24 protein-coding genes are annotated in these 19,758 nt (G+C 65.3%); 14 read left to right on the plus strand and 10 right to left on the minus strand.

What is annotated here, in order from left to right; genetic code table 11:
* Positions 1-43: 43 nt before the first annotated feature.
* Both KPL81_RS18865 and KPL81_RS18870 read right to left on the minus strand, forming a co-directional pair.
* On the minus strand, positions 44-607 hold the full coding sequence (locus KPL81_RS18865) for a type 1 glutamine amidotransferase domain-containing protein (protein ID WP_209474493.1): 564 nt from the start codon (positions 605-607) through the stop codon (positions 44-46).
* Between the two features lie 188 nt (positions 608-795).
* On the minus strand, positions 796-1,269 hold the full coding sequence (locus KPL81_RS18870) for a Dps family protein (protein ID WP_209474491.1): 474 nt from the start codon (positions 1,267-1,269) through the stop codon (positions 796-798).
* Between the two features lie 259 nt (positions 1,270-1,528).
* On the opposite strand from KPL81_RS18870, the gene KPL81_RS18875 reads away from it, so the two are divergent.
* From KPL81_RS18875 to KPL81_RS18890, 4 genes are read left to right on the plus strand one after another with little or no spacing between them, the layout of a single operon-like run.
* The gene (locus KPL81_RS18875; protein ID WP_209474489.1) at positions 1,529-2,083 is read left to right on the plus strand and encodes a hypothetical protein; all 555 of its coding nucleotides are present in this window, start codon (positions 1,529-1,531) and stop codon (positions 2,081-2,083) included.
* Positions 2,083-2,442 (plus strand): hypothetical protein, encoded by a 360-nt coding sequence (locus KPL81_RS18880; RefSeq protein ID WP_209474487.1) that lies wholly within the window; start codon positions 2,083-2,085, stop codon positions 2,440-2,442. Before KPL81_RS18875 ends, KPL81_RS18880 begins: the two co-directional genes overlap by 1 nt.
* Positions 2,443-2,473: 31 nt before the next feature.
* Positions 2,474-3,145, plus strand: coding sequence for a DUF1007 family protein (locus tag KPL81_RS18885; RefSeq protein WP_219793451.1), 672 nt, complete (start codon positions 2,474-2,476; stop codon positions 3,143-3,145).
* On the plus strand, positions 3,145-4,206 hold the full coding sequence (locus KPL81_RS18890; protein ID WP_219793452.1) for a nickel/cobalt transporter: 1,062 nt from the start codon (positions 3,145-3,147) through the stop codon (positions 4,204-4,206). Before KPL81_RS18885 ends, KPL81_RS18890 begins: the two co-directional genes overlap by 1 nt.
* Here KPL81_RS18890 and KPL81_RS18895 read toward each other — a convergent pair.
* The gene (locus KPL81_RS18895) at positions 4,201-4,626 is read right to left on the minus strand and encodes an HIT domain-containing protein (RefSeq protein WP_209474481.1); all 426 of its coding nucleotides are present in this window, start codon (positions 4,624-4,626) and stop codon (positions 4,201-4,203) included. The genes KPL81_RS18890 and KPL81_RS18895 overlap by 6 nt on opposite strands.
* A 136-nt stretch (positions 4,627-4,762) precedes the next feature.
* Here KPL81_RS18895 and KPL81_RS18900 point away from each other — a divergent pair, with 136 nt between their 5' ends.
* The 3 genes from KPL81_RS18900 to KPL81_RS18910 all read left to right on the plus strand — a co-directional run bounded on the left by KPL81_RS18900 (position 4,763) and on the right by KPL81_RS18910 (position 5,566).
* On the plus strand, positions 4,763-4,900 hold the full coding sequence (locus tag KPL81_RS18900; RefSeq protein ID WP_209474479.1) for an entericidin A/B family lipoprotein: 138 nt from the start codon (positions 4,763-4,765) through the stop codon (positions 4,898-4,900).
* A 96-nt stretch (positions 4,901-4,996) separates the two neighbouring features.
* Positions 4,997-5,128, plus strand: a complete 132-nt coding sequence (locus KPL81_RS18905; protein ID WP_209474477.1) for an entericidin A/B family lipoprotein — start codon at positions 4,997-4,999, stop codon at positions 5,126-5,128.
* Positions 5,129-5,296: 168 nt separating this feature from the next.
* Positions 5,297-5,566: an I78 family peptidase inhibitor gene (locus KPL81_RS18910; protein WP_209474475.1), complete on the plus strand. Its 270-nt coding sequence runs from the start codon at positions 5,297-5,299 to the stop codon at positions 5,564-5,566.
* 40 nt (positions 5,567-5,606) lie between these two features.
* On the opposite strand, the gene KPL81_RS18915 is transcribed toward KPL81_RS18910, so the two are convergent.
* The 6 genes from KPL81_RS18915 to KPL81_RS18940 all read right to left on the minus strand — a co-directional run bounded on the left by KPL81_RS18915 (position 5,607) and on the right by KPL81_RS18940 (position 12,035).
* A complete protein-coding gene (locus KPL81_RS18915; protein ID WP_209474472.1) occupies positions 5,607-6,137 on the minus strand; it encodes an acyl-CoA thioesterase in 531 nt (176 codons plus the stop codon).
* Positions 6,138-6,320: 183 nt separating this feature from the next.
* Positions 6,321-7,631, minus strand: coding sequence for a short-chain fatty acid transporter (locus tag KPL81_RS18920; RefSeq protein WP_209474470.1), 1,311 nt, complete (start codon positions 7,629-7,631; stop codon positions 6,321-6,323).
* Positions 7,632-7,721: 90 nt separating this feature from the next.
* Positions 7,722-9,113 carry an MATE family efflux transporter gene (locus KPL81_RS18925; protein ID WP_219793453.1) on the minus strand — a complete coding sequence of 464 codons (1,392 nt, stop codon included), beginning with the start codon at positions 9,111-9,113 and terminating at the stop codon, positions 7,722-7,724.
* A gap of 162 nt (positions 9,114-9,275) precedes the next feature.
* Entirely contained in the window at positions 9,276-9,524 is a 249-nt protein-coding gene (locus KPL81_RS18930) for a YfhL family 4Fe-4S dicluster ferredoxin (RefSeq protein WP_219793454.1), read from the minus strand.
* A gap of 78 nt (positions 9,525-9,602) precedes the next feature.
* The gene (gene coaD / locus KPL81_RS18935; RefSeq protein ID WP_209474464.1) at positions 9,603-10,082 is read right to left on the minus strand and encodes a pantetheine-phosphate adenylyltransferase; all 480 of its coding nucleotides are present in this window, start codon (positions 10,080-10,082) and stop codon (positions 9,603-9,605) included.
* A gap of 75 nt (positions 10,083-10,157) precedes the next feature.
* Positions 10,158-12,035 (minus strand): beta-ketoacyl synthase, encoded by a 1,878-nt coding sequence (locus KPL81_RS18940; RefSeq protein WP_219793564.1) that lies wholly within the window; start codon positions 12,033-12,035, stop codon positions 10,158-10,160.
* Between the two features lie 322 nt (positions 12,036-12,357).
* Between KPL81_RS18940 and trmB the strand changes: the two genes are divergently transcribed.
* The 6 genes from trmB to aroQ all read left to right on the plus strand — a co-directional run bounded on the left by trmB (position 12,358) and on the right by aroQ (position 18,852).
* Positions 12,358-13,071, plus strand: a complete 714-nt coding sequence (gene trmB, locus KPL81_RS18945; protein ID WP_219793455.1) for a tRNA (guanine(46)-N(7))-methyltransferase TrmB — start codon at positions 12,358-12,360, stop codon at positions 13,069-13,071.
* The gene (locus tag KPL81_RS18950) at positions 13,068-13,400 is read left to right on the plus strand and encodes a DMT family transporter (protein ID WP_422674152.1); all 333 of its coding nucleotides are present in this window, start codon (positions 13,068-13,070) and stop codon (positions 13,398-13,400) included. Before trmB ends, KPL81_RS18950 begins: the two co-directional genes overlap by 4 nt.
* A gap of 34 nt (positions 13,401-13,434) precedes the next feature.
* The gene (gene dacB / locus KPL81_RS18955) at positions 13,435-14,898 is read left to right on the plus strand and encodes a D-alanyl-D-alanine carboxypeptidase/D-alanyl-D-alanine endopeptidase (protein ID WP_422674149.1); all 1,464 of its coding nucleotides are present in this window, start codon (positions 13,435-13,437) and stop codon (positions 14,896-14,898) included.
* A gap of 30 nt (positions 14,899-14,928) precedes the next feature.
* On the plus strand, positions 14,929-15,300 hold the full coding sequence (locus KPL81_RS18960; RefSeq protein ID WP_209474457.1) for a diacylglycerol kinase: 372 nt from the start codon (positions 14,929-14,931) through the stop codon (positions 15,298-15,300).
* 86 nt (positions 15,301-15,386) lie between these two features.
* Complete coding sequence (gene glnE, locus KPL81_RS18965) at positions 15,387-18,368, plus strand: bifunctional [glutamate--ammonia ligase]-adenylyl-L-tyrosine phosphorylase/[glutamate--ammonia-ligase] adenylyltransferase (protein WP_219793458.1); 2,982 nt, start codon at positions 15,387-15,389, stop codon at positions 18,366-18,368.
* Positions 18,369-18,408: 40 nt separating this feature from the next.
* A complete protein-coding gene (gene aroQ, locus KPL81_RS18970) occupies positions 18,409-18,852 on the plus strand; it encodes a type II 3-dehydroquinate dehydratase (protein ID WP_219793459.1) in 444 nt (147 codons plus the stop codon).
* Positions 18,853-18,905: 53 nt separating this feature from the next.
* Here aroQ and KPL81_RS18975 read toward each other — a convergent pair whose 3' ends face one another.
* Positions 18,906-19,412: a DUF4142 domain-containing protein gene (locus KPL81_RS18975; protein WP_219793460.1), complete on the minus strand. Its 507-nt coding sequence runs from the start codon at positions 19,410-19,412 to the stop codon at positions 18,906-18,908.
* A 109-nt stretch (positions 19,413-19,521) separates the two neighbouring features.
* Between KPL81_RS18975 and napE the strand changes: the two genes are divergently transcribed.
* Positions 19,522-19,725: a periplasmic nitrate reductase, NapE protein gene (napE, locus tag KPL81_RS18980; protein WP_219793461.1), complete on the plus strand. Its 204-nt coding sequence runs from the start codon at positions 19,522-19,524 to the stop codon at positions 19,723-19,725.
* Positions 19,726-19,758 lie beyond the last annotated feature (33 nt).

The raw sequence follows: 19,758 nt of genomic DNA on the forward strand, positions 1-19,758 counted from the left end.
CCGCCCGCCGGGGGCGAGCGGCGCAGAGCGAAGGCTCGTTACCTCAGGCGTGCTGGCGGCTGTGCTTGCCCTCGGCGATTTCCTCGACGAGCTTGCTGCAGAACGCTTCGAGGTCGTCGGGCTTGCGGCTGGTGACCAGGCCGCTGTCGACCACGACCTGCTGGTCGACCCAATCGGCCCCGGCGTTGCGCAGATCCTGCTCCACCGAGGGGTAGGAGGTCATGCGGCGGCCTTTGGCGACACCGGCGTTGATCAGCACCCAGGGGCCGTGACAGATCGCCCCTACAGGCTTGTGGGCCTCGAAGAAGCGCCGGGTGAAAGCCAGCGCCTGCTCGTTCTGGCGCAGGGCGTCGGGATTGAACAGGCCGCCGGGAAGCTCCAGTGCGTCGTAGTCATCGGCGTTGGCCTGTTCCAGGCGGCGGTCGACGTCGTAATTGCCGCCCCAGTCGGTCTTCGCCCAGGCGCGGATGCTGTCCTTGTCGGGGGCGACCACGTGTACCGTAGCGCCTTCGCGCTCGAGAGCGGCTTTGGGCTCGCTGAGCTCCGACTCTTCGAAGCCGTCGGTGGCGAGGATGGCGACGGTCTTGCCTTTCAGCTTCTCGCTCATGAGCTACCTCCTTGCAAGCAGTGTGCGCTGGCTCCGCCAGCGTGCGAGTCGCGGTTGTGTGTGTCCCTAACAGGGTTGTGGCGAATGGCGGCGAGAACAAGTGCGGGAATGTTGCGAAACGTCAATCGGGTTGTCGGCATGTGGCCGACGCGAGTGGAGCCGGGGTCGTCCCGGCTCCGGCAGGTCGCTCAGCCGAGGTAGGCGTTGAGCATCCACACGGTCTTTTCCTGCTCACGGATGTAGTCGCCGGCCTGGGCGGCGGTGCCCTCGTCGTCGGCGTCCGAGGCCACGGCAAGCAGGTCGCGTTGCAGCTCGATCAGGGTCTGATACCCCTTGAGCACGCCGCGCACGCAAGCCTCGCCATCGTGCACGTCCTTATCCTCGCGGATCTGCGCCATCGAGACGTAGTCGCTGTAGGCGTGCACCGGCTTGTGGCCCAGGGTCAGGATGCGTTCGGCTACCTCGTCGACCTTGGTCAGCAGGTCGGTATAGAACTCTTCGAACTTGGCATGCAGCTCGAAGAATTGCGGTCCCTTCACGTTCCAGTGATAGCCGCGAACGTTCATGTAGAAGACCTGATAGTTGGCCAGCAGAACGTTGAGTTTCTCGGCCAGCTGATTGGCGCTGTCCTGATGCAGGCCGATGGCGTTGGTGTCGCTCATGTGCGTACTCCTTTCGCGTGCAATGTGTTGCTGCCTAGTCTAGGGCGCAGGCAGACGATACTTAAGCAATATCTGTGCATGATTGCGATAGACTGTATGCATGGTTGTCCAGCCGTGCCCGCCGCTGCAACACGCTGCGCGCTCGTGTCGCGCCCCATTCGGGAACCCAGGCGCGGTGCGGGACTCATAAGGCATCAGACGGCTTGCACGGTGGGCCGGGCTGCGTAGACTGCGGCCAATGATGAACAGGAGAAGCGCCATGCGCCTGTGGTGGTGGATGATGCCCGGCTTGGCCTTGCTGGCCGGCTGTGAGACGACGCCCTCGGTGCTGCCTTCCGCGGAGCCGCGGCCCGCTGCCGAGTGCCGCTGGGAGACCGAGGGCATCGAAGCCCGCGAGTGGGTACGCCGAGCACTCGATGCGCTGGAGGCCCAGGACTTCGTGGTGCGTGACACCGAGCTGGCGCTGGGTGTGGTCAGCGCCGAGCGCACCAGGACCATTCCCGGTTACGGTGATCGCTATGATGACTGGGAGAGGACTGGCTTCTTCGGCGGCTTCGGCCTGGGCCGTGGTCGCGGCGTCTCCACCGGCGTGATGATCGGCTTCGGCGGTGCCGGTGGCAGCATCACCCAGGATGCCACACAGCTCGAGCGTGTCTCGGTTGTCGCCGATGAAGGTTGGGTACGAGTCAGCCGCGACATTCAGGTGATCGATTGGCGGGGTGAGCTGCGCGAAACGCGCAGCGGCAGCGATAGTGCCTTCTGCGGTACGCTGCGTCAGGCGATGCAGGCTGCTCGTGATAGGGAGGAGCCCTGATGCGCGGAATTGCCATGGCACTGCTGCTCGTCATGCTGTCGGGCTGTGCCGCCACCATGCAGCCACCGGAGCCTCGCGAACTGTCGCTTGCGGCAGCACCCGAGCCGACCCTGCAGGAAATCGTCGGCCTGTTGATGGAAGAGGGCTACGTGATCCGACATGCCGATGCCGGGCTGGGGCGCGTCGAAGCGGTGCTCGCCCGCTGGCCTGGCTATCGGGTGAGAGGAGAGGTCACTGCCGAAGGCCAAGGTAGCCGAGCTTCGCTGACGGCGACCCGAGGCGGTGTGCCGCTGCCACCTCATCTGCTCGACCCGCTGCTGGCCGAGCTTCAGCGTCGGCTGGGACTGGCGCCCCGATGACTTTCCCCCTTCGAATGAGCGCATTTATTCTATGAGCCTTCTGTTTCGACGCTTCCGTTCGGGGGCGAGACGCACCGCGCTGGCAGGCCTGCTTGCCTTGTTGCCGGCTCTGGCCCTGGCCCATCCGCATGGCTGGATCGACATTCGAGTCCGTCTGGTGGTCGACGAGGAGGGGCGTCTTGAAGCGCTGCACCAAGCCTGGCGCATGGACCCCTTCTACAGCCTGGTCCTGATCGAGGAGCTGAGCCAGACCGAAGGTGGCCTGGAGGCAGGCCTCGATCGGCTGGGCGGCGAGATTCGCGGCAATCTCAAGCCGTTCGATTACTTCACCGAACTTCGTATGGGCGACGATGCGCTGCGTCTTGGCGACGTGACCGAGTACACCGTGATGGAGCGTGACGGCAGGGTGGAATTCGTCTTCCTCCTGCCGCTGGCTGAGCCCCGGACATTGAGCGAACAGACGCTGCAGTACCAGGTATTCGACCCGACCTACTATCTCGAGGTCGTCCACGCAGCGGAAGGTGACGCCCCCGATGACGACGCCCTGACGGTGGGCGGCGGGCTGAATTGTACCACCCGCGTGCTGCCTGCCGACCCCGATCCCGAGCGGGTCATGGAGGCCTCCATGCTCGATGTGCAAGATCAGGCCGAGCCCGGCCTGGGACGGCACTTTGCCGAAACCGGAGTAGTGGAATGCGAATAATGGCCAGGATATTCGCCGGAACTCCCCTCAAGGCATGGCGGGCCGGACTGATATTGTTGGCTCTGCTGGCTCTCGCCGCTCTGGTGCTGCTACTGCTCGGGCAGGGCGGGCTACAGGCGATGAGCCTGCAACTGCTGGCGTGGCAGCGCGATCTCCACCGTGCCCTCACCCTGGCCATCACCGAGTTTTCCGGCACGCCTTCGCCGGCGGCCTGGGCCACGCTGCTCGGTATAAGCTTCGGCTACGGTGTGTTTCATGCCGCCGGCCCGGGGCATGGCAAGGCGGTGCTGACGACCTACCTCCTCTCGCAGGGTGGCGCCACGCGCCGAGCGCTGGCGCTCTCTTTTGCCGCCTCGCTGCTGCAGGGGCTGGTGGCCATCGGCCTGGTAGTGGTGCTGGTGCATGGCCTGGGCTGGGTGACGCGCCAGGCGATGGGCAGTGTTGCCTGGGTCGAGCAGGCCAGCTTCCTGATGGTGACGTTGCTGGGTGGCTGGCTGTGCCTGCGAGCGATTCGTCAACTGCGGCGACCGCTCGCTGAGCCGGTGCATGCACACGGTCGACATGGTCATCACCATCACGGCCATGATTCAGCCTGCTGCGGCGGTCATCATCATGTCGACCCGCAGCAGGCCACCGACTGGCGCACTGCGCTGGCCACGGTGGTTGCCATCGGCATTCGCCCTTGCAGCGGCGGTGTGCTGCTGCTGGGGGCGGCCACCCTGCTGAATCAGTTCGCCGCCGGTGTCGCGGCGGTCATGGTGATGGCGCTGGGGACGGCGCTGACCGTCTCAGGTCTGGCCTTGGCCAGCGTCATGGCGCGCGGCTGGGCCGAGCGCCGGTTGGGCAAGCAGAGTGGCCGGTGGCGAATGGGACGCCTGCTGGGCTGGGCAGCCCTGGGCGGTGGGCTCGCCATCATGGCGCTGGGGATTTCGTTGTCCGTCACCGGGGTGACGAAACCCAGCACGGCACCCCTGCTGGGTGATCCGCCGACCCACAGCGGCCCGGCAGAGCGGTCCCCAGCGCCCGGTGGCCATCCCTTTGGAGGGCGATCGAGCTCATAGCTGCAGTTTCATCCCGTCCAGTTGCGCCAGCAGGTAGTCTCGCCTGCTGGCCAGGTCATTGCGGTCGTAGGGTTGCGGCGCCCCGTGTCCCCAGACGGGGCCTGGCCAGGCGTCGTCGTCGCTTTTGCGGGCCACGACGTGGACGTGCAACTGAGAGACCACGTTGCCCAGGTTGGCCACGTTGATCTTGTCAGCCTGGGTCAGGGCCTTGAGCATACGCCCCACCTCGCCAACCTCGTGCCACAGCTGGCGCTGGTCCGCCGCTTCCAGGTCGAACACTTCGCTGACACCGCTACGCCGAGGGATCAGAATCAGCCAGGGAAAGCGAGTATCGTCCATCAGGCGCAGCTGGCACAGCGGCAGCTCCGCGACTGGGTAGCTATCCCTGACGAGTCGTTCATCCAACGCTACTGACGACATCCTTCCTCTCCTTGCGCGACGACGATGGAGACCATCATGACACAGGGGGGCGAGAAGTGCCTGACACGAAATCAAGCGAAGCGGGGCGACAGCGGCTAGAGTGAAGGAACCAACCCCGACGAAGGAGGAACGGTGCATGAAACGGACGATGGCGGTACTGCTGGCAACCCTTCTGGGCCTGTCGCTGCTCAGCGGCTGCAATACCATGCGAGGCATGGGGGAAGACATCGAGGAGGGAGGCGAAGCGATCCAGCGTCAATCGTCGTCATATTAGCGGTTATGCAAATCGGTTAAGGGCTGTTACGCTTAAGTGGCCATTGCTTCACGGCAAGGAATGGATTTCCCTTCTTCGTTTCAAGGAGATACGACCATGAAGAAAGCAATAGCCCTGAGTTTCGCCCTGCTGATGGCCGCTGGTGCACTGGCGGGCTGCAATACCATCGAAGGCGCCGGTGAAGATATCGAGCGTGGTGGTCAGGAAATAGAAGAAGCGGCCGAGTAACACGCACGGTCCGGCCTGGCAGCGCACGGGTGATCTGGCAGTCTTCCCGTGCGCTGCCTGAAGATTTCTCCCTTGCTCCTCATTCCTTTAGCGAGACCTTACATGGTAAGCCCTCTGCGGTTGTGCCTGATGTCTGTCGGCCTGACGCTACTGACAGGTTGTACTCATATGTCGAATGCCAGCAATCCTGCATCCGAACCCGCCCCCAAACCGCCTCGGGTCAGCGAGTCAGAGGATGCTTGCGGAGCGCAGCGCGTACAGGACCGGGTCGGCCGACGCTACGACGAAGCGCTGGGCGAGTCGATACGCCGCGAGAGCGGCGCCGCTACCCTACGGACCATCCGCCCGGGGCATGCCTACACCATGGAGTACCGGGGCGATCGGATCAATGTCCATCTCGACAGTAGCGATACCATCACCAATATCGGCTGCGGCTGACCGACTCTTGCCATCGACGAGCGGCTAATGCGCCGCTTGCCTATTTCTCTTGCTGCTCCCGGCTGTCGCTGCTCTGCCCATGCTCCACCTGGGTTTGATGCTCGGCCTCCTCGGCCTGCTTGCGCAGCTTCTTGCGCAGGGCCGCCTTCTCGAAGCGCAGCCGCTGTAGCGGTGTTGTCAGCGCCAGCGGCGGCACGCGAGCCGGATTGCCGTTGGCATCCACCGCCACCATGGTCAGGTAACAGCTATTGGTATGGCGAATCAGCTTGCGCTGGATATCTTCGGCGACCACCTTGATGCCGATCTCCATCGAGGAGCGGCCGACATGGTTGACGCAAGCCAGAAAGGTGACCAGCTCGCCGACGTGGATCGGCTGCTTGAACAAGACCTGATCGACCGACAGCGTGACCACATAGTGGCCGGAGTAGCGGCTGGCGCAGGCATAGGCCACCTCGTCGAGCTTCTTGAGGATGGCGCCGCCGTGCACCTTGCCGCTGAAGTTGGCCATGTCGGGTGTCATCAGCACGGTCATGGTCAGTTCGTGCTGGCCGGGGAGGGCGTGGTCGTCCATCGGGGCGTTCTCATTGTCGAATTTCCCACAGCATAACGCCTTCGCCCTGGGCAACCCACAGGCATTACCGCCGCGACTTCGCGCCGCGGCTCGATGGCCGAGCGCGACGAGCGACGGTCAAACTCGATGCAAGTGCCGAGGCGCCCCGACATTGCCGGGGCCGTACAACGCCACGGCGGGGAGTCAGAACCAGGTCAGGCCGACCGAGATGATCACTCCGGTGATGATCAACTGGATCAGGCAATAGCCCATGATGTCCTTGGCCTTGAGCCCGGCGATGGCAAGCACCGGCAGGGCCCAGAACGGTTGCAGCAGGTTGGTCCAGGCGTCGCCCCAAGCCACGGCCATGGCCACGCGCGGTATGTCCACGCCGAGCGCCTCGGCGGCCGGCAGCATGACCGGGGCCTGCACCGCCCACTGGCCGCCGCCGGAGGGCACGAACAGATTGACGATGCCGGCACTGATGAAGGACCAGAATGGCAGCGAGGTCTCGGTGGCAAACGAGATCAGGCCCTCGGACATCGTTTCCGCAAGCCCCGACTGCACCATGATGGCCATGATCCCGGCATAGAAGGGAAACTGGATGACGATGCCGGCACCGCCCTTGATCGCCTCGTTGAGGCTTTCCAGCAGGCTGCGTGGGGTGCGATGCAGCACGATGGCCAGGAACAGAAACATGAAGTTGACGATGTTGAGGTTCAGTCCGCCGTTGCGCAGCACGAAGTGATCGAGCAGGAAGATCACCCCGGGGATGCCGACCAGCCAGGCCAGGGTTACGCTGTTCTCCAGCCGCTCGGCGGGGCGCGTAAGGCGTACCCGTGTGGCGGGGGCATCGTCGAGCAGCTTGGGGTCGACGTAGACGCTCTCGCTGTCGTCGGGGAGCATGGCGCGGTTGACCAGCGGAATGACGATGAACAGACACACGACCAACGCCAGGTTGAAGAAGGCGAAGATGGTCGAGCCGGTGCCGATGACACCGATCTGCTCGGCGGTGAAGTGCCCTTCGGTGGCGATGGTCAGCGGAATGGATCCGGCCAGGCCGCCATGCCAGACCACGAAGCCGGAATAGGCGCTGGCCACCAGCAGGCGATAGTCGACGCGTACCACACGCGCCAGCTCCTTGGCGAACAGGGCGCCCACCACCAGCCCGAAGCCCCAGTTGATCCAGCTGGCCGCCAACGACACGAACGTGACCAGCAGGATGGCATGCCCGGCGTTTCTGGCCAGGCCGGCGAGCCGCTGCAGCAAGCGCTTGACCGGTGGTGAACTGGCCAGCATGAACCCGGTCACCAGGATCAACAGCATCTGCATGGAAAAGGTCAGCAGATTCCAGAAACCGTCGCCCCAGTAGCGCATCACCGCCAGCGGCGTCTGGCGCTCCACGCCGATGGCGGCGGCTGCGGCGATGACGGTCAACAGCAACACGAAGATGAAGGGATCCGGCAGATAGCGTTCGACCAGCCTGACGGCGGGTCTGGACAGCGTTTTTAGCATGGCGGCGTCGCTTCTTCTGGTTGTCTTGGATGCGTCTGAGAAAAATAGCGCAATGTCATCGACTTGCCCTAATGAAAAGGACTCTGCGGCTCAGACGGGACGGTTGGGGGTTCGCTGTGCCTTGCCATCGAGTGGTCGTTGGCACCAGCGGTTGCGTCGATGATGCCAATAGTAGCCGACCAGTACCAGCGACCGCATCACGGTAAAGATGAGAAACGCCAGCCACAGGGCATGGTTTTCATAATCCGGTGGGGCGATCGCCCGGGCTAGCCACCAGACGGGAAGATAAACCGCCAACGCGATGAAAATGCTGTTGCGCATCTCGCGAATCGCCGTGGCGCCGATGAAAACGCCGTCGAGCAGATAGCTCCATACCGCGATCAGCGGCATCACGATCATCCACGGCAAGTACTCGCCGGCGGTTTGCCGCACTTCGGGCAGGCCGGTCAGCAGCGCAATGAGATGGCCGCCGCCCAGGGCAAAGGCGAGCGCCGCGGCAGTGGCCGTCATCAGCGAGAACCTGGCGGCAGCGCGCACGGCCGTGCCGAACTCGTCCCAGCGTCGCCGGCCCACGGCGCGTCCGGTGGTGGCTTCGGCTGCATGGGCGAAGCCGTCCAGGGCGTAGCTGGTGAGCATGATGAACTGCATCAGCACGGCATTGGCAGCCAACACGGTGTCGCCCTGCGCCGCGCCGCGCGAGGTGAAGAAGGCCATGGCGAACAGCAGCCCCAAGGTGCGCAGGAAAAGGTTGGCGTTGACCTGAAAGAGCTCGCCGTAGGCTGCGAGCCGGAACAGCCGCTCGCGCAGGAATCGTCCTTGCAGCAGCTTCAGTTGCCGTAGCACCAACCAGCCGCCGAAGGCCAGTGCCGTGTAATCAGCAATCACCGTGGCCCAGGCCACGCCGTCGCTGGTCATGCCGAGCCCGACCACGAACAGCAGGTCCAGCGCGATGTTGACGCTATTGGTCAGTATCAGGATGGCCAGCGTCACCCGCGAATTCTGCTGGCCCAGGAACCAGCCGAGGATGGCGTAGTTGGCCAGCACCGCTGGGGCGGAAAGAATGCGGATCTGGGCATACTCGGCGGCCAGGGCAGTAGCGCCCTCGCTGCCGTCGAGCAGCCACAGCCCGAGGGCGATCAGCGGCTGGGAGAACAGGATCAGCAGCGCACCGATACCCATGGCCAGCAGCAGCGACTGACCCAGCAGATTGCGTACCTCGCTGTCGCTCTCGCGCCCCACCGCCTGGGAAGTGAGCCCGGTGGTGCCCATGCGCAGGAAGCCGAAACCCCAGTAAAGAAAGCTGAACAGGGTAGCGCCCAGCGTCACCCCGGCGAGGTAGCGCGAATCCGGCAGGTGCCCGACCACCGCCGTGTCCACCAGCCCCAAGAGCGGCACGGTGATGTTGGAGAGAATGATCGGCCAGGCCAGCGTCCAGATGCGCCGCCGGGCGGCGGCAGGTGTCTCGGCTTGCAGGGTCGCCACGTCTTGCCCCAGTTAATGACGAATCGAGCAGCATGGTGGCAGTGGTGGGATAACGCAACCGTCCTCATCGTGACCGGATCTCGGGTCTGGACCTCGGGATGTCCAGTCAGACAGGGCGGTATCTATTCGCTGTCGCTAAGCCAGATCCGGCTGCCGACCGATTCAGGCCGCAGTGATCAGCCGATACTTGGTCATCAGTTCGTCGCGGGTTTCGCGGCGTTCGGGGTCCAGCGGGATGCAGTCGACCGGGCACACCTGCTGGCACTGCGGCTCGTCGTAGTGACCGACGCACTCGGTGCACAGGTTGGGGTCGATGACATAGATTTCCTCGCCCGCGGAGATGGCGTCGTTGGGGCATTCGGGCTCGCAGACGTCGCAGTTGATGCACTCGTCGGTGATCATCAGGGCCATGGGGCTACCTCGCGATCGGGCACGCCGCGTCCGGCCGTACCCTGAGTAAAGCGGCTCGGCAATTACCGAGTAATCTGGTCAGGTATTGTAATGCTTGCGCAGCGTTTCGGCGACCCTGGGATGTACCAGCCGCGACACGTCACCATTCAGTTTGGCGATCTCGCGCACGATGGTGGAGGAGATATAGGAGTTCTCCACCGCCGGGGTGAGGAACACGCTCTCGAGTTCCGGCGCCTGGGCGCGATACATGTTGGCGAGCTGCAGCTCGTACTCGAAGTCGGACACCGCACGCAGGCCGCGCAGGATGATATGGGCCTGCTGCTCGGCCATCATGTCGGTGAGAAGACCCGAGAAGCCGATCACCTCGACGTTGTCGAGCCCGACCGATACCTCACGCGCCAGGGCGATACGGGTGTCGAGATCCAGCGCCGGGTTCTTGCCGGGGCTGGCCGAGATGGCCACCACGACCTTGTCGAACAGCAGCGAGGCACGCTCGATCAGGTCATAGTGGCCGTGGGTGATGGGGTCGAAGGTGCCGGGATAGACCGCGATTTTCATGGCGCTCCGCTCAATTGCACAGCTCAAGAGGCTCAGAGTAACCGTCCCCGACCGAGGCGACAACGGGGCGGCGCCTCAGTCTTCCAGCTTGCCGAAGGGGTTGTCCACCGCCAGCGATACCGGGCGCGTGTAGCCGGGGATGGTGATGTCGGTGGCACTGACTTCGAGCTCCGGCCCTTCCAGCACGCCCTCGCCGAAGCGGTAGCGCGCCTGGTAGTGGCCGCCGTCGGCCTGGGCCAGATAGGCCTGGCTGGCCTGGCGGGTGGCGTCGCGTCGTTCGCGCCAGGCCGCAACGGCGGCTTCGCCATGGCGTTTCAGCAGCAGACGCTCGGTCACGGCGGGCGACAACACCACCCCGGTAGCGTTGTTGCCGCCGAAGCCCTTGGCGTTGATAAAGGCGGCATCGGCCGCAAACGGCTGCGGCTCGCGGGAGAACTTGAGCCGCTCGGCATGGACGTCGTCAGCCACCGCATCGAGGGTCGGAATGCCCGGCAGCAGGCCGTGGGCGAAGCTGCCCAGGGCACTGGTCAACTGGTCGCCGGCGGCGCTGCCCTGGGAGTGGCCGACGAAGGCCTTCACCGCCACCACGGGCCAGTGCTCGATGCCGTTGGCGCGGGCGACCAGGTCGAAGACGTGGGACTCCGTCACCCGGTTCTTCGGTGTGCTGGTGCCGTGGGCATGCAGGAAACTGCGCTCGCGCAGCGCCTCTTCGCCCAGCATGTCGCGTACCAGCGCAGCCGCCTTGCCCAAGGTGATGTAGTTGCCGATACCTGGGGCGGAGATGGAACGCTTCCAGCCGTCGGCGTTGACGAACACTCCCGGCACGCTGCCGAGGATCTCGGCGCCGAGTTCCAGCGCCAGGGTGTCGTCGAGCAGCAGCACGAACTGGCTGGCTTCGGCGATGGTGAAGCCGCAGTTGCGTGCGAAGGGGCGACAGGCGCGCTGGTAATCGGCATCGGTAAGCAGTTCCAGCGCATCCAGCGCCTTGAGGCTGTCGTCGTCGGCCAGCGCGCCCATGGCGCGGAAGCCTTCGATGATTTCGGGGGTCACCGGGGCGTCGGAAGTGCCCACCATCACGGCACGGCGCTGGCCGCTGCGGATATCCTCCACCCCCAGGCGCAGGTTGTAGAGAAAGCTGGCGCAGGCACCGAGCACCGCACCGGTTCCGCCGACGCTGCCCAGCACGTAGGCGTTGAGGAAGTCGGCGGGCATCTGGCCGTAGCCCAGCGGCATCTGCTTGGAGGTGGCGCGATTGCCCGAGACGAAGCTCTTGAGCAGCCCGCCCCAGCCCTCGTCGTCGAGCTGGCCGATGGAGTTGCCGGCATAGACGGCGATCTCGTCGGGATCGAGGCGGTTGCGCAGGGTTTCCCACTCCAGGCCGCTGCTGGCCAGGCAGTCGCTGGCGGCGAAGATCGACATCGACAGGCCGCGGGGATGGTGCACGCTACGGTAGTAGCGGCTGGGGTCGAAGCCGCTGGGTAGCTGTCCGGCGGCCCGTACCTGCGCCGGCCGGGTCTCCGGCAGCAGCACGTCGAGTTCGCCGGGGGGGACCGTGACCTCAAGGGTATGGCGGTCCAGTTCGCGCACCTGCCAGGTGGGCGGCAGGCGCTCCGGCAGCTGGCGGCGGCGAATGCTGAAGGTCAGCTCGGTGCCCAGGCCCAGGCCGGCGCGGCGATTGGCCGGCAGCCCCTCGTCGTTGAAGCGGGGATCTTCGATGCGCCGTATCAGGGTGTGGTCGAGCACCTGCTCGCGGCAATTCTCGGCCAGCTTGCTGGCGTCGATGGGATTTCCGGCGGCATCGTACCAGGCCCCTTCCCGACAGCTGCCCAGGCCCATCAGAGCGGCCAGGCCGAGCAGCAGCGCCTGCTGCTCGGCTTCAGGAAGGGCGTCGATCACGGTGCGACGAAATGCTTGATGGCCTGAGGTACGACCGGCGGCGTTGACGCCGCCCATGCCGACGATCACCGGTAAGTGTGACAAGCCGCTTTCCTCGTTGTGCTGTTCGTGCGAGTCGGTAATGTAGACATTAAGAGAGGCGATCATAGCACCCGGTCCGGGATGCCGTCATGGGCGTGCAGCCCCTGTTCCGGCCATCAGCTATGGAACAAACGTTTGAAATAAGATGCCGAAGACGTTATGCTGAGATCGCTGTTTGAGTCATACGAGTGGGTATGTGGGCGCTTCCTGTCTTTGGAGGCGCCTTTTTTTTGCCCCTCGCCTGCCACGCCATGGCTGCTAGAATGGCCAGTTCGTCAGCCACCGAATCGCTCTCGCCATGCATGTCACTTCCCGCGCCATCGCCACCAATCAGCTGGGTCCGCACAAGGACGTCGCAAGGCGCGTCACGCGTGCCTTGGGCCACCCCCTGCGCAAGCCGGTGGCCGACCACACGCGCGAGGCGTTCGAGCGGGCCCAGGCCTGGTACACACAGCATGGCGGTGCAGGCCGGCCGCTGATCCTCGATGCAGGCTGCGGCGTGGGGCTCTCGACGCGCCAGCTGGCCGCCGGCTTCGCCGATCATCTGGTCATCGGTGTGGATCGCAGCGCCGAGCGGCTCTCGCGAGAACATGGCGAGGTGGGGGACAACGCTTTGCTGGTGCGCGCCGACCTGGTGGACTTCTGGCGCCTGGCGCTGGCCGCCGGCTGGCAGCCGGTGCGGCACTACCTGCTCTATCCCAACCCCTACCCCAAGTCGGCGCACCTCAAGCAGCGCTGGCATGGCCATCCGGTGCTGCCGGTGATCCTGGCACTCGGCGGCCGCCTGGAGCTTCGCTCCAACTGGCGGCTCTACGTGGAGGAGTTCGCCCTGGCCCTGAACCAGGTCACCGGCGAGACCGCAGAGGTGGATGTCTTCGTCCCCGACGAGCCATACCTGACCCCGTTTGAACGCAAGTATCACCTCAGCGGTCAGTCTCTCTGGCGCCTGGTAGTGGACCTGCCCCACGCGCCGCAGCTCGTTCCCGGCGGTACAGCAGAGGAGGTTGGCTGATGGCGTTCGTCTACCTGGCGCTGGCCATCGTGGCGGAAGTCGTGGCGACCAGTGCGCTCAAGGCCACCGACGGCTTCACCCGGCCTGGTCCCAGCCTGCTGGTGGTGGTCGGCTATGCCCTCGCGTTTTTCATGCTGTCGCTGGTGCTGCGCACCATCCCGGTCGGTATCGCCTATGCCATCTGGGCCGGTCTGGGAATCGTGCTGGTGGCCCTGGTCGGGGTGCTGGTGTATGGCCAGCGACCCGATACGCCGGCCGTGGTGGGGATCGGTCTGATCATCACCGGGGTGGTTGTGATCCAGCTCTTTTCACGCCTTTCCACCCACTGATTCGCTACATGAGTTCTGGATGGATCCTGTTGCAATGATGACTCGTACTGCTGCCCGGTTTCGCTGCCTGCTCCTCGTCGGCGCTTCGCTGATGCCCTTGCTCGTATCGGCAGCGGGCTTCACGGAGCTGGAAAAAATGACCGAGCGAGGCTTTCAGGTCAGCGCCGAGGCCCGGCTGCTGGGGGATGGTGATCGTCCCGGGGAAGTGGTCGGCGCCATCGAGCCGCAGCGTCAGCTGTCGCCGGCTTCGGTCTCCAAGGCTTACCTGGCGGCGGCGGCGCTCGACCGCTGGGGACCCCAGCATCGCTTCACCACGCGCCTGGTCAGCAGCGGTGAACTCGACGCCGACGGCGTGCTGCGCGGCGATCTGATTTTCGAGGGTGGCGGGGACCCGGCGCTGGTCACCGAAGACTTGTGGCGACTGGCACAGCGGCTGTATCAGGCCGGGGTGCGTGAAATCGAAGGAGGGCTGGTAGTCAGCCAGTGGCGCTTCGGCCCGGTGGAGTGCATCACCACCGATCGCTGCGATGCCCGTTCGCGGGCTGCCAACAGCTACAGCGCGCTGCTCTCCTCGGCGGGTGTCAATTACGGCAACTGGTGTGTCAATGTCGCTCCTGGGGCGGCAGTGGGCGAGCCGGCTCGGGTGACCAGCTGTGACAGCCAGGCCCTGATCCTGGGCATCGACAATCAGGTCGAAACGCGAGCGACCGGCACTGCCACCGAATTCAGCGCCGAGCGCGTCACCCGTGAAGAGGGTGACGTGATGCTGTTGCGCGGCCATATCGCGCTCAACGCGGCATCGCGTGACGTCTACCGAGCCAGTGGCGACCCCGCTCGCCAGACGGCGCGTACCCTGGCGGCCGTGCTCGACCAGGCCGGCATCGGTATCGGCGACGGTTACGCCACCAGCGTCGAGCCGCCGCCCGCCTCGGCTCGCACCCTGGCAGAAGTGGAGGGCGAGTCGCTGCAGGAGCTGCTGCTTCACGTGATGAACTATTCCAACAATTTCATGGCCGACGTGCTGGCGCTCAATCTGGTCGATGCCCCAAGGGCGACCCTGCTCCAGGCGGGTGAGGCGATCCAGGATTACGTGGCCGGCTTGCCCGATCACGGACCGGTGATCATGCTCAGCGGCAGCGGCCTGACCACCGAGAACCGCACTTCGGCCAGCGGTGCCAATGCGCTGCTGGAGAGCATGTTCCACCGTGCGTCGCTGTTCCCCGGCTTCGTCGCCAGCTTCCAGTCGCCGTCCAACGGTGTTTCGCGCTTCATTCGCCGCGGTTCGCCGCTGGTTCAGGAGCGCATCATGCTCAAGACCGGTACGCTCAACCAGCCCTATGCGGTACGCGCCGCCAGCGGCTATTTCCGCGCCCGCTCGGGACGCTGGGGCGTGTTCACGGCATTGGTCAACGGTACCGCCTCCACGCCATGGCTCAACTGGGCCCAGGTGCTGGACCCCCTGACCCAGGACCTGGAGCGCATGATCGAGGCGCATTGAGGTCTACCTGCACGTAAGGACAGCGAGACGATGAAACCAGCGCGAACCGGATGGCGACACCTCATCGATGCCACGGGATACTCGTTCAAGGGGCTGAAATTCGCCTTTCGTCACGAGACGGCGTTTCGCCAGGAACTGGCCTTGTGCGTGGTGATGTTGCCATTGGCCTGGTGGATCGGCTCCGGGCCGGTTGAGTGGATCCTACTGGTGGGCAGCTGCCTGCTGGTGCTCACCGTGGAGCTGATCAACAGCGCCATCGAGAGCGTGGTGGACCGCATCGGCACCGAGCACCACGAGCTGTCGGGTCGCGCCAAGGATATCGGCTCGGCGGCAGTGATGCTGGCCCTGCTGGCCGCCGGCCTGACCTGGGGGCTGCTGATCTGGCAGAAATTCCTGGGCTGAATGCCGCTGCGTGCTCCTCCAGGGGTGCCCCAGCGCCAGCGCCTTCGATATGCTGAGGGAACCCCAGCTGAGACAAGGCGCGTGCCATGCCCCTAACCAACGACTTCCTGCCCGCCGACGATCTCCCTCCTACGCTCCTGCCTGCCTTGGAGAAAGCGTGGCAGCGTCTGGCTGACAGCTTGGCGCAGGGCGACAGCGTTGCCGAGATGACCGGACAGGAGCCGCCCTCGGAGAACTGGCTGGGCCTCGATCCCGCGCGCCGCCGTCAACTGGCGCGCGTCATCGCCATATCCGACTTCGCGGTCGACACGCTGGTGCGTTATCCCGACTGGCTTCAGCACCTCGATGCCAGCAGCGAACTGGATGAGGCGCCCGGCGCCGATACGCTCGGCGCCTGGCTGGCCGAGCGGCTCGAGAACGCCGATGACGAGGCAGCCCTGCACGCGGCGCTACGGCGCTTCCGCCGGGCGCGCATGCTGGGCATCGTGTGGCGTGACCTGACCCGGCCGTCGGGCATCGACATGTGGTCCACGGCGGCCTCGGTGTCGCGGCTGGCCGAGGTGTGTCTCGAGGGGGCGCTGAGCTGGCTCGAGCAGCACTTCGAGCCGCGCTGGGGACGCCCGGCGCTGCGCGCCGATGGCAGTGAGCAGCGGCTGGTGGTGCTGGGCATGGGCAAGCTGGGTGCCGGTGAGCTCAACCTCTCCTCGGACATTGACCTGATCTTCGCCTATCCCGAGAAGGGTGAGACCGAAGGTGGGCGCAAGTCGCTCGAGCACCAGGAATACTTCACCAAGCTGGGGCAGAAGCTGATCGCCGCGCTGGATGCGGTGACAGCCGATGGTTTCGTCTTCCGCGTCGACATGCGCCTGCGCCCGCTGGGCGACGGTGGCCCGCTGGTCGGCAACTTCTCGTCGCTGGCCGCCTATTACCAGGACCAGGGCCGCGAGTGGGAGCGCTACGCCATGCTCAAGGCGCGGCCGGTGGCCGGCGACCTGGGGGCCGGGGGCGAACTGCTCGGCAACCTGCGGCCCTTCGTCTACCGCAAGTACCTCGACTTCGGCGCCATCGAGTCGTTGCGCGAGATGAAGGCGCTGATCAACCGCGAGGTGAAGCGCCGAGGCATGCAGGCCAACATCAAGCTCGGTCCTGGCGGCATCCGCGAAGTGGAGTTCGTGGTGCAGGCCTTCCAGCTGATCCGCGGCGGCCGCGATACCGAACTGCAGGTCACCTCGCTGCGCACCGCGCTGACTCGCCTGCCAGCGCTCGGCCTGCTGCCGCAGGACGTCGTCGATGAACTCGAGCCCGATTACGTCTTCCTGCGTGATCTCGAGCATGCGCTGCAGGCGCTGGAGGATCGCCAGACCCAGAGCCTGCCCGACGACGAGCTGGATCGCGAACGAATTTCCCTGGCTCTGGAGTTGGAGGACTGGCCGGCCGTCGTGGCACGGCTCGATGAAGTGCGCGGCCGAGTGCGCCAGCACTTCGATGCAGTGATCGCCGACCCCGAGGAGGAGCTCGACGAAACGAGCGAGGCGCCAGGCGAGGGCATCCTGTCGCTCGACGACTGGCGCTCACTATGGTGCGGCGAACTGGAAGCTCAGGAGGGACAGGAGTGGCTGGCCGAGGCGGGCTTCGCCGAGCCCGAGGCGGCTCAGCGACGCCTTTCGACCCTGCGCCAGTCGCGCCAGGTGCAGTCCATGCAGCGCATCGGCTACGACCGTCTCGAAGCCCTGATGCCGCTGCTGCTGGATGCCGTGGCCGCCAGCGACGCCCCCGATACCGCACTCGAACGGGTACTGCCGCTGATCGAGTCGGTGCTGCGGCGCACCGCCTACCTGGCGCTTCTGCGCGAAAACCCCGAGGCGCTGAGCCACCTCATGGGACTGTGCGGCGCCAGCCCATGGATCGCCGAGCAGTTGGCTCGCTATCCGATCCTGCTCGATGAGCTGCTGACCCCGGATACGCTCTATACCCCTGCCGACAAGGCGCGCCTGGCCGACGAGCTGCGCCAGGCCCTGGGACGCATTCCCGAGGACGACGAGGAGGCTCAACTCGAGGCGCTGAGGGTGTTCAAGCACGCCCACGTGCTGCGCGTCGCCGCCTCCGACATCGCCGGCACCCGCCACCTGATGAAGGTGAGCGACTATCTCACCTACATCGCCGAGGTGCTGCTGGAAACGGTGGTGGGCATGGCCTGGCGCCACCTGACGCGCAAGCACGGCTATCCGTTGCGCCGCGACGGCTCGCGTGCCGGAGCCGACCCCGAGTTTCTCATCGTCGGCTACGGCAAGCTGGGCGGCATCGAGCTGGGCTACGGCTCCGACCTCGATCTGGTGTTCATCCACGATGCCGACTCCCAGGGCGAAACCGACGGCGCGCGCCCCATCGACACGCCGGTCTTCTTCACCCGCCTGGGCCAGCGCATCATCCACTTGCTCACCGCAGTGACCCCGGCTGGCACGCTCTACGAGGTGGACATGCGCCTGCGTCCCTCGGGCAACGCCGGGCTGCTGGCCACCACCCTCGAGGCCTTCGGCGAATACCAGCGCCGCGAGGCCTGGACCTGGGAGCACCAGGCGCTGGTGCGTGCGCGCGTGGTGGCCGGCCATCCGCGCCTGGCCGAAGGCTTCGATGCGGTGCGCCGCGAAATTCTCGGGCGCCAGCGCGACTGCCAGGCGCTGCGCGAGGAAGTGGTGAAGATGCGCCGGAAGATGCGCGACCACCTGGGTGGCAAGAGCGGAGAGGGAGAGTTCGACCTCAAGCATGACCCCGGCGGCATGATCGACATCGAGTTCCTGTGCCAGTTCGCGGTGCTCTCCATGGGCCACGACACGCCCGAGTTGCTGCAGTGGAGCGACAACATGCGCATCCTCGAGACACTGGAGAGCAGCGCTCGGCTGCCTGCCGAGGAGTGCCAACGCCTGCGCGAGGCCTACCTGGCCCTGCGCAGCGCCGCTCACCGCGCCTCGCTGACCCGCCAGCCCGCCCGTGGACGCGAGGCTGAGTTTCACCAGCATCGCCAGGCGGTGATCGATGCCTGGCAGCGGCTGCTGGAGCCTGCGGCATGACGTTCACCCATGCGATTCCTTTGCCACGAGAGAGATAACGATGAACAAGGTGCTGATCCTGCACGGCCCCAACCTCAACCTGTTGGGCACCCGACAGCCGGAGATCTACGGTCGCGAGACGCTGGACGACATCAACAATGCGCTATACGAGAAGGCCGCCATCAACGGCTGGGACATCAAGGCGCTGCAGAGCAATCACGAGGGCGTGCTGATCGATGCCATCCACGCCGCCCGCGAAGACGGCACCGTGGCGATCATTATCAACCCCGCCGCCTTTACCCATACCTCGGTGGCGATCCTCGACGCGCTCAACGCCTTCGAGGGCAAGGTGATCGAGGTGCACCTCTCCAACGTGCACAAGCGCGAGAGCTTCCGCCACCACTCCTACGTCTCGCTGCGCGCCGACGGCGTCATCGCCGGGCTCGGCAGCCAGGGCTACCTTGCCGCGCTGGACGCCGTGATTCGCGCCGCCGAGCGCACCTGAGCCGGCCCCGCTGACGTGCCCTTCCCACGCCAGCGGGCCTTGGCATGACCCCATTAGAGTAACGAGTCGATCAGCTCGCGATTGACGAGTAGCGTCTCGTGGGTGACGAGCAGGTGGTTGTTGAACTCGTCGAGCTGCCCGTCGCCCTGAGGGCGGTTCTGCTCCAGGTACTCGATCGCGGCCACATGCAGTTCCATCTGGTAGGAAAGAAAGGTCTCGTCGAACGCTTCACCTTCCAATTCGCCTAATGCTTCGAAGGCGTCCCGGTCATGCAGGGCGTGCTCGTCATGCGGGGTGTCGCCGTCCTCGCTGGCCTCGGCCAGCCACTCGTCGAGAATGGCGTGGTCGCGCCGCAGGGTGTTGGCCAATTGGACGACTTCGTCACCTTCGGCACGCTCCTCGGCGAGCTCCGCCAGGTCGGCCTGGTGCTGGTGCAGGGCGCGCAGGCTGGCCTGGATCGCTTCGCGATCATCGCTCTCCTGCGCCAGTGCCATTCCTGCCAGCAAGCAGACCAGTACCACCCCCAGGATGATCGATTCCTTCGAGAGAAAGATTTTCATTCCGTTGCTCCCGCTTGTTGCCTGAATGATGAGCGAGTTCGAATCCGGTTTGCGCAATATCTCTTTGCTTCCTACGGTAGTACAAGACGTCTCGCTCTGGTGCCGATTCATGCAAAGAACCGTCGACAATTCCAGCCGCAAGCGCAAGCCACAGACGCCCGAAGAGCGGCAGGAGAAGAAGCGGGAGCTGCTGGTGTTCCTGTTCCTCGCCGGCATCCTGTTTCCGATTCTTGCCGTCCTCGTAGTCTCGGGCTACGGCTTCGCCGTTTGGATCTTCCAGATCTTTGCCGGACCTCCCGGTCCGCCCAGCTAGCGGGCCGAGAGATAGATAAGGAAAACGGAATAA

This window comes from Billgrantia antri (assembly GCF_019430905.1).
Taxonomy (GTDB): domain Bacteria; phylum Pseudomonadota; class Gammaproteobacteria; order Pseudomonadales; family Halomonadaceae; genus Halomonas; species Halomonas antri.